General features: G+C 44.8%; 14 protein-coding genes. 12 read left to right on the top strand and 2 right to left on the bottom strand.

The window, feature by feature from the left end; all coding sequences use genetic code 11:
• Window positions 1–21: 21 nt before the first annotated feature.
• From WKT01_RS06685 to WKT01_RS06740, 12 genes are all read left to right on the top strand, one after another.
• Window positions 22–375, top strand: coding sequence for a BMC domain-containing protein (locus WKT01_RS06685; protein WP_059066690.1), 354 nt, complete (start codon window positions 22–24; stop codon window positions 373–375).
• 19 nt (window positions 376–394) lie between these two features.
• Window positions 395–670, top strand: coding sequence for a BMC domain-containing protein (locus tag WKT01_RS06690; protein ID WP_009003872.1), 276 nt, complete (start codon window positions 395–397; stop codon window positions 668–670).
• Between the two features lie 54 nt (window positions 671–724).
• Window positions 725–1,009 carry a BMC domain-containing protein gene (locus WKT01_RS06695; protein WP_270394943.1) on the top strand — a complete coding sequence of 95 codons (285 nt, stop codon included), beginning with the start codon at window positions 725–727 and terminating at the stop codon, window positions 1,007–1,009.
• Between the two features lie 135 nt (window positions 1,010–1,144).
• A complete protein-coding gene (locus WKT01_RS06700) occupies window positions 1,145–1,423 on the top strand; it encodes a BMC domain-containing protein (protein WP_044954962.1) in 279 nt (92 codons plus the stop codon).
• A 91-nt stretch (window positions 1,424–1,514) separates the two neighbouring features.
• Complete coding sequence (locus WKT01_RS06705; protein WP_059066692.1) at window positions 1,515–2,162, top strand: phosphate propanoyltransferase; 648 nt, start codon at window positions 1,515–1,517, stop codon at window positions 2,160–2,162.
• 40 nt (window positions 2,163–2,202) lie between these two features.
• The gene (locus tag WKT01_RS06710) at window positions 2,203–2,469 is read left to right on the top strand and encodes a EutN/CcmL family microcompartment protein (protein WP_059066693.1); all 267 of its coding nucleotides are present in this window, start codon (window positions 2,203–2,205) and stop codon (window positions 2,467–2,469) included.
• Between the two features lie 7 nt (window positions 2,470–2,476).
• Entirely contained in the window at window positions 2,477–3,820 is a 1,344-nt protein-coding gene (locus WKT01_RS06715; RefSeq protein WP_270394980.1) for a 4Fe-4S dicluster domain-containing protein, read from the top strand.
• Entirely contained in the window at window positions 3,817–4,365 is a 549-nt protein-coding gene (locus WKT01_RS06720; protein WP_059066695.1) for a BMC domain-containing protein, read from the top strand. The genes WKT01_RS06715 and WKT01_RS06720 overlap by 4 nt, the downstream gene beginning before the upstream one ends.
• A gap of 20 nt (window positions 4,366–4,385) precedes the next feature.
• Entirely contained in the window at window positions 4,386–5,156 is a 771-nt protein-coding gene (locus WKT01_RS06725; RefSeq protein WP_270394946.1) for a DeoR/GlpR family DNA-binding transcription regulator, read from the top strand.
• A gap of 13 nt (window positions 5,157–5,169) precedes the next feature.
• Window positions 5,170–6,315 (top strand): 1-propanol dehydrogenase PduQ, encoded by a 1,146-nt coding sequence (locus WKT01_RS06730; protein WP_270394948.1) that lies wholly within the window; start codon window positions 5,170–5,172, stop codon window positions 6,313–6,315.
• A 207-nt stretch (window positions 6,316–6,522) separates the two neighbouring features.
• Entirely contained in the window at window positions 6,523–6,879 is a 357-nt protein-coding gene (locus WKT01_RS06735; RefSeq protein ID WP_117975320.1) for a DUF134 domain-containing protein, read from the top strand.
• A gap of 21 nt (window positions 6,880–6,900) precedes the next feature.
• Window positions 6,901–9,483, top strand: a complete 2,583-nt coding sequence (locus WKT01_RS06740) for an FAD-dependent oxidoreductase (RefSeq protein ID WP_270394950.1) — start codon at window positions 6,901–6,903, stop codon at window positions 9,481–9,483.
• 137 nt (window positions 9,484–9,620) lie between these two features.
• Here WKT01_RS06740 and WKT01_RS06745 read toward each other — a convergent pair whose 3' ends face one another.
• Both WKT01_RS06745 and WKT01_RS06750 read right to left on the bottom strand, forming a co-directional pair.
• Window positions 9,621–10,385 (bottom strand): N-acetylmuramoyl-L-alanine amidase, encoded by a 765-nt coding sequence (locus WKT01_RS06745; protein ID WP_267304004.1) that lies wholly within the window; start codon window positions 10,383–10,385, stop codon window positions 9,621–9,623.
• A 77-nt stretch (window positions 10,386–10,462) separates the two neighbouring features.
• Entirely contained in the window at window positions 10,463–11,779 is a 1,317-nt protein-coding gene (locus WKT01_RS06750) for an HlyC/CorC family transporter (RefSeq protein ID WP_270394951.1), read from the bottom strand.
• Between the last annotated feature and the right edge of the window lie 115 nt (window positions 11,780–11,894).

Consider the following 11,894-nt stretch of genomic DNA (forward strand, 5'->3'; position numbering starts at 1 on the left):
ATCCCTAAAAGGAGAAAAGTGATGGGAGAAGCAGTAGGTATGTTAGAGGTGTTCGGACTTTCCACTGCCTTTGCGGCGGCAGATGCCGGGTGCAAAGCAGGAAATGTCCGGCTGGAGACCTTTGATAAGAATAAACCGGCGAATGCGGACGCATTACCTGTACCGCTGATCGTCATGATCAAGTTCCGAGGCAGCGTATCTGATGTCCAGGCGGCGCTGGAAGCGGCAAAGAACCGGGCAGAAGAATTAGCGGGAGTCGTAACGGAATATGAGATCGCAAGACCCACAGAGGATACAGAGAAAATGCTGAAACTCAGTGGGCTGGATAAAGGAAAACCACATTTGATCAATGAAAAAGAAATTGAAGAAATCTAGGAGGAATTAAAAAATGGCAATGGCACAGTTAGCATTAGGAATGGTAGAAACAAGAGGACTTACAGCAGCAATCGAAGCTGCAGACGCAATGACAAAAGCAGCGGAAGTCACATTGGTAGGAACAGAGAAGATCGGTTCCGGACTGGTAACAGTTATGGTACGTGGAGATGTCGGCGCAGTAAAGGCTGCTGTTGAGACAGGAGCTGACGCAGCAGGAAGATTGGGAGAATTAGTGGCAACACACGTAATCCCAAGACCACACAACGACGTAGAAAAAATCCTTCCTACAGTGTAAGTATTTCCTTGTAAGGAAAGACTTATCTGCGAATGAATGTAAAGGAGCAGTCTCATGGGAAAGGCGTATGGATTTTTTGAGATCCCGAGTGTAACCGCAGCAGTAGTTGCGATCGATATCATGTGCAAGACGGCGGAAGTCGAATTGGTCACATGGGAAAAAAAATTAGGCGGAAGACTTGTCACGATCATTATTCGAGGAAATGTATCCGCAGTCACGCAGGCCATTGAAACTGCCGCAGCAAATGGAATTAAAGAACCTGCCTGTTATGTGGTGATCCCAAGTCCGCATGAAGAGATACTGAAGATCATCGAAAAGAGTGTGAACAGGGTAAGTTAGGAGGCAGTGCAGATGGCAGAGGAAAAAAAGAGAACAACAAGAGCCAAGGCGCCGTCAAAGACAGTGCAGAGAGTAAAGCAGGCGGCAAGCCAGGCAGAGCAAGTACAACCAACAATTCAAAAGGAGGAAAGAAGAATGTCACAGGAAGCATTAGGAATGGTAGAAACAAGAGGTCTTGTAGCATCTATTGAAGCAGCAGATACAATGTTAAAAGCTGCAAATGTAGTATTGGTAGGGACAGAGAAGATCGGTTCCGGACTGGTAACAGTTATGGTGCGCGGAGATGTCGGCGCAGTAAAATCTGCAGTAGAATCTGGCGCAGAAGCAGCAGGAAGACTTGGAGAATTAGTGGCAACACACGTAATCCCAAGACCACATACAGATGTAGAAAAAATTCTTCCGGCAATCAAATAAATAAAAAACATTTGTTTGACACGATATTTACAGCCTTACGGCCGTCTGAAATGGACGTAAGGCTTGTGAATACTAAATGAGGAGAATTGATATGGATAACAATAACGTAGCGTTGATCACAAAACTGGTATTAGAAGCAGTGGAAAAGCAGAAAACGGCGGATGAAGGCGGTTTTCTGGTGCCGATCGGTGTTTCCGCAAGACACATACATCTGACCCAGGAACATGTGGAAGCGTTGTTCGGAAAAGGATATCAGCTGACAAAGAAAAAAGAACTGATGGGCGGACAGTTTGCCTCTAATGAGACAGTGACCATCGTTGGTTTAAAGCTTCGTGCTATAGAGAATGTAAGAATTTTAGGACCTGTAAGAAAAAGATCACAGGTGGAGATTTCTGCGACAGATGCCATACGCCTTGGCGTAAAAGCGCCGATCAGGGAGTCCGGCAATGTTGCAGGCAGCGCGGCGATCGCGGTAGTCGGGCCCAAGGGCGCGATTTATTTGAATGAAGGCTGCATTATCGCAAAGAGACACATTCATATGTCTCCGAAGGATGCAATGGCAGCCGGCGTACATGATGGAGATATTGTTTCTGTAAAAGCAGATAATGAAAGAGGAACTGTGTTCAATCATGTACAGATCCGTGTGGATGACAGTTTTACGTTGGAAATGCATATCGATACAGATGAAGCGAATGCAGCGAAGATTGCGACTGGAGATACAGTAAAGATCATGAAATAGAGAAAAAGAGTGACAGACCAATCGCAATAGGGAGGAAGACATGCTGATAGGAAAAGTAGTAGGAAGTGTTGTTTCAACACGGAAATGTGAAAATTTAGTCGGCAATAAATTTATGATTGTAGATGTTTTAGAGCATATGCAGTCCGGTGCAAAGCAGCTCATTGCGATTGACAAGATTGGCGCAGGGATAGGTGAGTTTGTGCTGGTGGCACAGGGCAGTGCGGCGAGAATCGGAAGCGGTATGCCGGACGCGCCTGTCGATGCGGCAATCGTTGGAATTATTGACGATGGAACAGGACTGGAGTAGTGAAATTATGGATATGAAAGAATTAAGCAACATATTGCAACAAAATGGTATTGTTGGTGCAGGTGGTGCGGGCTTTCCAACATATGCAAAGTTAGACGAACGTGCAGAGACGATCATCTTGAACTGCGCAGAATGTGAACCACTACTAAGATTACATAGACAGCTTCTGGAGAAATATGCACAGGAGATCGTAGACACTTTCCATTTGATCGGAGAGGCAGTCGGTGCGAAAGAAGTGATCATCGGGATCAAGAAGGCATACAAAAAGACGATCGAAGCTTTAAATGCTGTGATCGGAGAATATCCGGAAGTGAAGCTGGGGCTTTTAGACGAAGTGTATCCGGCAGGCGATGAAGTGGTTTTGATCTATGAAGTCACAGGCAAGGTCGTAAGACCGGGCGGACTTCCTATAGAAAGCGGCGTTGCCGTATTTAACGTAGAGACAGTGTATAATGTCTACAGAGCACTGCATGAGAAAAAGCCGGTGGAGGATAAACTGGTATCTGTTGTCGCTGAAGTAGAGCATCCCGTGACGGTGAGAGTACCGATCGGCACACCGCTTGACGAAGTAGTAGCTCTTGCCGGACGTGTGACAACGCCCAATCCGGTGTATTTTGTCGGCGGACCTATGATGGGAAATATCGGGACCGGAGCGCAGCCGGTGACAAAGACAACGAACGCCATCTTGGTTTTACCGGAAGATCATTATATCATTCAGAAAAAATTAAAAAAGAATTCCATTGATATGAAACGGGCGGCGGCTTGCTGCTGTCAATGTTCGATGTGTACGGATTTATGTCCAAGGCATTTGTTAGGGCATCCGATCGAACCGCATAAATTTATGCTGGCGGCTACATGCAAGGATGTACAGGAGCCGAATATTTTCATCAATACGATGTTCTGTTCATCCTGTGGTGTCTGTGAACTGTATTCCTGCTTCCAGGGACTTTCGCCGAGAAGCCTGATGGCGGAGTACAAAGCAGGGCTTCGGGCAAACGGGATCCGTCCGCCTAAGGTAGAGGCAAAGCCTGTGGGACCGGAGAGAGAATTCCGTAAAGTTCCGATGGAACGATTGATGTCACGGCTGGATCTGACAAAATACAATAAAGAAGCACCGTTAGATGAGTCAGAAGTGGCTGTCAAGAAGGTACGTATCTTGTTGAGCCAGCACATTGGCGCTCCGGCTTCTGCAGTCGTAAAGGCGGGAGATGAGGTAACAAAAGGACAGATGATCGCTGAACCAGGAAAGGGATTGAGTGTAGGTATACATGCCTCTGTAAATGGTACAGTGAGTGAAGTAAATGAGAAATATATAATCATAGAAACGCAGGAAGGACGTGCAGGTAAATGAGTAAGGCAATTGGAATGGTAGAATATAAGACTGTTTCAGCAGGTATTACGGCAACAGACGCCATGGTAAAGACCTCTGAAGTCAATATCATTGAAGCACAGACAGTATGTCCGGGAAAATATATCGCAATCATTTCAGGTGACTTAAGCGCAGTAAAAGCAGCTGTTGACAATGCAAAGACTCTGCATGGCCTGCATCTGATCGACAGTTTTGTATTGGGGAATCCACATGAGTCCATTTTCCCGGCTATTTATGGAGCTGCAAATATTGAAGATGTTTCAGCTTTGGGGATTTTAGAAACGTATGATGCTTCTTCTATTATCGTAGCAGCAGATGAGGCTGCAAAGACAGCGATCGTAGATTTGATCGAACTTAGGATAGCAAGAGGTATGTGCGGAAAATCATATCTTATGCTGACAGGAGAAGTTGCGGCAGTAGAAGCGGCGATCGAGAGGGCAAAAGAATCTATTGCGGACAGAGGTATGTTCCTGGATTCTTCTGTTATCGCACATCCGGATGCACAGATCCGAAACGCTATTTTATAAAATTACCGGGAGGCAGTGCAATGCTTGCAATAGAGAGACGGAATGAAATATTGGATAAGCTGCAGGCTGAGAGACGTGTGGTCGTAAGTGAACTGAGTCATATTTATGATGTGTCGGAAGAGACGATCCGCAGAGATCTGGAAAAACTGGTCCATGACGGATATGCCATTAAAAGTTACGGAGGAGCGGTCATCAATGAAAATGTGAATATTGATCTGCCTTTCAATGTCAGGAAGAACCGTAACGTGATCGGAAAGCAAAGGATAGCTGAATTAGTAGAAGAATTGGTTCAGGATGGGGACAGTCTGATGCTGGACGCAAGTTCTACGGCAGTGTATATCGCAAAAACGTTAAAGGAAAAAGAACGTAAAAATCTGACGATCATCACAAATTCTATTGAGATCATCATCGAATTGTTTGACGCACCGGAGTGGAGAGTACTTTCCACCGGCGGAGTCTCAAGAGAAGGTACATTTGCGTTAGTAGGACCCCAGACAGATAAAATGCTCCGCTCTTATCATGTGGACAAGACGATCATTTCCTGCAAGGGGATCGATCTTCATTCCGGGATCACGGATTCTGATGAACTGCATGCAAATAACAAGAAGACGATGCTGGAATCTGCAAAGAAAAGAATCCTTGCAGTGGACAGCAGCAAATTTGATAGAACAGCATTTACAGCGATTGGCTCTCTGGAGGAAGTTGCAGCTGTCGTTACGGATGAAAAACCGGAGATGAGCTGGCTTCAAAAATTTGAAGAATTGGGTATAGAATGTATCTATCCCAAATAGAGGAAGGGCGCTTATGAAGAGCTTTGATATTAAAACAAAAATATTTTTTGGGGATCAGGCATTAGATAGACTTGCAGAGGTGCCTTATAAAAAGGTACTGATCGTTACAGATCCTTTTGTGGCAAAAGGCAGTATGATCGACCTGGTAACAGAACCTCTGAAACGTGGAAATAAAGAATTTGAAATATTTAAAGATGTAGTTCCAGATCCACCGATCGAAAAGATCAGTGAAGGTGTAAAGAAAATGCTGGAGTACAAACCGGATGCGATCGTGGCAGTGGGTGGAGGATCTGCTATTGATTCTTCCAAATCTATCCGTGAATTCGCGCTGCGCGTAGATCCTTACGCAGAAGTAGGGTTGATCGCGATTCCTACGACGAGCGGCACGGGTTCCGAGGTGACATCCTTTGCGGTTGTTTCCGAACCGGCGGCACAGAGGAAGTATCCGCTTGTATCACGTTCCCTTACGCCGGATGAAGCGATTTTGGACGCCGAACTGGTGAAGAGTGTACCTCCGTCTATTACGGCAGATACAGGTATGGATGTGTTTACGCATGCACTGGAGGCATGTGTGAGCATTAATCGGAATGATTTCTCTACGGCATTAGCGGAGAAGGCGATAGAAATTTGCGGCGTATTTTTGCTGCGTGCGTATCTAGACGGAAATGACACACATGCACGCCAGAAAATGCATGCAGCTTCCTGCTTGGCAGGGCTTGCCTTTAATTCTGCGTCTTTGGGATTGAATCATGGTATGGCGCATCAGTTGGGGGCTACGTTCCACATTCCACATGGGCGTGCGAATGCGATGCTGCTTCCTCATATCATTGAATTCAACAGTGATATTAATAAGCACAGTAAGAGCAGGACTGAGTATCTGCCGGCAGTGAAACGATATGCCACGATCGCGCAGATACTGGGATTGAGCAGTTATAATGAGATCATGACAGTGCGCTCATTGGTAAACTGGGTGCAGTTCATGCTCAAAGAAATGGATATTCCTCTTTCCATCTCACAGATGGGAACGGTGACAGAGGAAGAATATTTTGGCGCGGTCGACAGGATGGCAGACGCGGCTATGGCAGATGGCTGCACAGAGACGAATCCAAGAGTGCCAAGAAAGAAAGATGTTATAGAAATATATAAAAAGTTATGGTAAAAAAATGGACTTGCGGTATACCTGTGAAAAGGGATACGCAGGTCCGTTTTTGTATATATGCCGTTTTGCAACAAAGAAGATCCAGGAAAAAATGCTGCAATTAAAGGAGAAACGTATATACGTACTTGTATAAGGTGCGGTACAGAGATGAGATATTGACATATGTTCATAAAGTGCTATACTTTAGATACAGAGGAGGTGAATACGATGGCAAGACCACAGAAGTGCAGGTGTATCTGTTCCAAACCCGGTGTGACAGAATTCCTTCCTGTAAGAGGAGGAGTTGTGGAAACTGTTCGTATAGGGTTTGATGAGTATGAGGCGATCCGACTGTTAGATCATGAGCATTTGACGCAGGAGCAGTGTGCAAGAAAAATGGATGTATCTCGGCCTACTGTGACCCGGATCTATGATGAAGCGCGCCAAAAGATGGCGGATGCACTTGTAAACGGTAAAAAAATCGTGATCGGAGGCGGCGATGTCATCGTATGTACGTCGTTTAAGCCGGAATGTGCACATGTAAAGCATTGCTGTCACAGGACGGAGGAAAACCAGGTAAAATAAAGAAAGCGAGGAAAGCAGTATATGAAAGTGTTGATCATTGGCGGTGTCGCTGCGGGGACAAAGACGGCGGCAAAATTAAAACGAGAAGACCGCAGTATGGAAGTACTTGTATTGACGAAAGATGCAGATATTTCTTATGCGGGATGTGGTCTTCCGTATTATGTGGGAGGACTGATCGAAGGCAGAGAGGAACTGATCGTCAATACACCCCAGAAATATGCAGGATTGACGGGGGTTTCTGTGGAAACGGGAAAGGAAGTCATTGCTGTCAATGCCGGCGGGAAAAAAGTAACGGCAAGAGATGTGAAGTCGCGGGAAGAAAAGGAATATACATACGATCGCCTGGTGATCGCGACAGGGGCATCCCCGGCGGTCCTTCCGATTCCGGGGAAAGATCTTCCAGGGGTATTTAAGATGCGTACGCCGGATGACGCAGTTGCGATGCGTGCCTATGCAGAGGAAAAAGGCGTTAAGAAAGCAGTGGTTGTGGGAGCTGGCTTTATAGGTCTGGAAGTGGCAGAAAATCTGCATGCAAAAGGAGTTGATGTAACTGTCATTGATTTTGCGGATCAGCTGCTTCCCAATATTGTAGATCATGAGATCGCTTTATATATCAAGAAACATCTTTTAAAAGAGGGGATCCGTGTGATCACGGGAACAAAGGGAGAAGAGATCCTTGGCAATGAAGCGGTCAGTGGGATCCGGACATCCGCGGGTACATGGAAGTGTGAAATGGTCGTAATGGCAGCCGGGATCCGGCCAAATACAGAATTTGTAGAGGGAACTGGTATTGAGATGTTCAAGGGGACTATTAAGGTGGATTCCTCCTTGAAAACAAGTGTAGAGGATATTTATGCCGTGGGCGACTGCGCTATGGTAACAAACCGTATTACCAAGAAAGCACAGTGGTCGCCTATGGGATCCTCTGCCAATATGGAAGGCAGAACGTTGGCACAGATACTGGCAGGAGGGGAAAAGAGGTATCCAGGAGTTTTGGGGACAGGAGTTGTGAAATTACCGCATTTGAACTGCGGACGTACCGGTCTGACAGAAGCACAGGCAAAAGCAGCAGGATACGATGTGATCACAGCACTGGTTCCGACAGATGATAAAGCGCATTATTATCCGGATGCAGCTTTTTTTATCACAAAGATCATTGCAGACAGAACAAGCCATAAATTACTGGGCATTCAGGTACTGGGACCCGGCGCTGTAGACAAGATGGTAGATATTGCGGTGATGGGGCTGAACATGGGCGCTGTATTAGAAGATTTTGAAAACGCCGATTTCGCATATGCTCCGCCTTTTTCTACAGCGATCCATCCGTTTGTACAGGCCGTGTATGTACTTGCAAATAAATTAAATGGATCTCTGGTCAGCATGACTCCCGCAGAGTATTTGGAAGGAAAGGCAGAAGGGTATAAAGTAGTGGATGTCAGCCCTGTTCCTACGATCCGGGGCGCTATGCATGTAGAACTTTCTTCTGTAAATGGGGAAATCCCGGGGCTGGATAAAGAAGAAAACATACTGCTTGTATGTGTGAGAGGAAAAAGAGGATATTTTCTGCAGAACAGAATGCGGTATTATGGTTATAAAAATACAGTGGTGCTGGAAGGCGCAACGTTCTTTAATGATGTAAAGGTAAATGTATCAGGGGAAAAGATATCTGCAGAAGAGATCACAAGAGTAAAAGCTCTCGGCTTTCTGCACGATAAGAGAACACCGGATAAATTTAATGGACGCGTCATCACAAGAAATGGAAAGATCACAGCGGAAGAGGCCAGGACGATTGCAGAGGCGGCTGAAATGTTTGGAAGCGGAGAGGTGACCATGACTTCTCGTCTGACTATGGAGATCCAGGGCGTGCCGTTTGAAAATATCGAACCGCTGCGTGAATATCTGATGCAGGCAGGACTGGAGACAGGAGGAACAGGATCAAAAGTACGTCCCGTCGTATCCTGTAAAGGCACGACCTGTCAGTATGGTCTGATTGATACGTTTGCTTTGTCAGAAGAAATTCATGAGAGATTTTATCATGGTTATAATACAGTCAAGCTTCCCCATAAATTTAAGATTGCAGTGGGCGGGTGTCCAAATAACTGTGTAAAACCAGACTTAAACGACTTGGGGATCATCGGACAGAAAATTCCACAGATCAGCCTGGAAAAATGCCGTGGCTGTAAAGTGTGTCAGATAGAGAAAGTCTGTCCGATCCAGATTGCGAAAATGGAAGATGGAAAAATTACGATTGACGAGAATGTATGCAATCATTGCGGCCGCTGCGTAGGAAAATGTCCGTTTAAGGCTGTGGAAGATTCTATTACTGGATACCGTGTTTATATTGGGGGCCGTTGGGGCAAGAAAGTGGCACAGGGGCAATACCTGGATAAGGTCTTTACAGACAAAGAAGAGGTGCTCGCCATCGTAGAAAAGGCGATCCTTCTGTTCCGCGAGCAGGGGATCACAGGAGAACGTTTTGCGGATACGGTGGCAAGATTAGGGTTTGCTAATGTGCAGGAACAGCTCCTTGAGAATGGTCTGTTGGCGAGAAAGGCAGAAAACATAGCGGCACAGAAACACATGAAAGGCGGAGCAACCTGCTAGAAAAATAAAAAGAAATTGAACGAAGCAACAAGCAGTGCGAAAAGAACAGCTCATGCCATGTGTCATGCTTGCATGTAAACACAGGGTATGAGCTGTTCCTTTTCATTCGGCAGCTGCTGCATGATAGGTACGTAGGATCAACTGCTCACAATGAGAGTCTGGTATCCGGCTCGTTTTAGCCTGCGTTCCATTTCGGCGGCATCGTCCAGTAGAGGATAGCTTCCGACAAAGACACGATAGAGTCCATCCTCTTGTATAGTGACCGCAGGAAAGTTTTGTTCCTTGAGTTCATTTTCGAGACGTGCCGCATAGTTCGGATTGCGGAAAGCCCCTGTCTGTACAGTATAGCCTGAAGGTAAAATATCATGTTCTACTTCCAGCGTATCTAGTATTCCTGCGGCGATTGCCTGTGCAATATCGTTAAAATTGTTGTCAAAAAGTGTATTGTCTGTATCAGAATTGAGAAAACCTACTTCTACAAGTACGGCAGGCATTTTCGTCCTTCTAAGTACAACAAGTCCGGGACGTTCCTTTACCCCGAGGTTTACAAAGCCAATCGCTTCCAGCTGTTCGTTTATATCTTCTGCCATCTTTAATTTGATGCCGGATTTATCATAGACAAGCGTTTCTACTCCGGAAACAGTGTTGTCAGTGGGGTAGGAATTTCGATGTATAGAGACAAAAAAATCTACGCCGGCATTGTTTGCTTCCATGGCTTTTTCATAAGGAGATTCATATATATCTGTCGTACGCGTATATTCTACATCAATATCGTGATTTTGCAGTATTTCTCCGATGGCTAATGTAAGCTGCAAAGTATCGTCTTTTTCTTGTCTGCCCTCGTAGACTGCGCCCGGATCTCGTCCTCCATGTCCGGCGTCCAGCATAATGGAATAAGGCATAAAAACCCCTCCTGCATATCCTTTCTATCAGCATATGCGGGAGGGGTGGTATAGGTGTGTATATTCTCTGTATAGAATTAAGGAGTTTCAGACTTTTTACTGCTTTTTTCCGGAAGTTCATTTTCTTCCTGCATTTCTTCAGGAAGATATACATGCACACTCTCAACACGATTTTTATCTAATTTTTCCACAATAAGACGAAGCCCGTTCTGCGTAGTAACTTTATCGCCTAATTCCGGAAGACGATCTAGGTGTTCAATAATGAAGCCGCCAAGAGAATCATAATCCTCTGATTCAAGATTAAGATTTAATTCGTCATTTACGTCATCCAAGCTGACAGAACCTTCAATAATATATTCCCGGTCATTTATCTTTTTGATAAAATCTTCCTCGTTTTCATCATATTCATCATGGATCTCACCGACAATCTCCTCCAGTATGTCCTCCAGTGTGATCAGTCCGGCTGTTTCCCCATATTCGTCCAAAACGATGGCGATATTAAAAGAAGCATCTCTCATTTCTACGAGAAGTTCGGAAATATTTTTATATTCATAGGTAAAATACGCTTCTCGAAGAATATCACGCACATGGAAAGAATCCAACTTATCGCTGTCAAATAAAAGCAGATCTTTCATGTTGATCGTTCCGATGACATTGTCAGTTGTTTCTTCATAGATAGGCAAACGGGTAAACTTATTTTCCCGGAATATTTCGATCAATTCTTTATAGGTGCTGTTTACATCTGCGAATATGATCTGTACCCGTGGGATCATGACATCCTTTGCCTTGGCGTCGCCTAGATCAAACACGTTGTAGATCATTTCTTTTTCTTCAGATTCGATCACGCCGTCCTCATGGCTTACGTCTACGATCGTACGAAGCTCATCTTCTGTCATGGTTGTATTGCGAGCATTTGGATCTACCCGCAGCAAGAAAAGGATAGCATTTGCGAAAAGATTGATGACGAAGATAACGGGAGTCATGATCGTCATGAAAATATGGATCACAGGTATATACAGCAGAGAGACTTTGTCTGCATGGATCGTTGCGAAGTTTTTCGGTGTTATTTCGCCAAAAACAAGGACTGCAAAAGTTAAGACAGCAGTGGCGATACTGACCATATATCCGCCGAAATCATAGGCGATCATTGCGGATAAAGAAGAAGCGGAAAGATTGACGATGTTGTTTCCGATCAAAATAGCGCTTAACATTTTAGACGTATGATTTTCTGTAATGTCTAAAACGAGTTTTGCGCGTTTGTTTCCCTGCTCAGAAAGATAACGCATCTTCATTTTATTTACAGTCATCAATGCAGTCTCCGCAGAAGAAAAGAAAGCAGATAGCGCAAGAAGAATCATCAATATGATAAATTGTATACTGTCACTCGAGTCCAATACTGTTGTTCACTCCTTTTGGTATAAATAATAAAAATAAAATTGTAGATATACTCTTTCAATATACACTATTTCTCGATAATTTGCAAGAAATTAAAGCAGGACATCTTAGGGG

The organism is Mediterraneibacter sp. ICN-202921 (assembly GCF_037890075.1).
In the GTDB taxonomy this organism is placed as follows: domain Bacteria; phylum Bacillota; class Clostridia; order Lachnospirales; family Lachnospiraceae; genus Mediterraneibacter; species Mediterraneibacter massiliensis.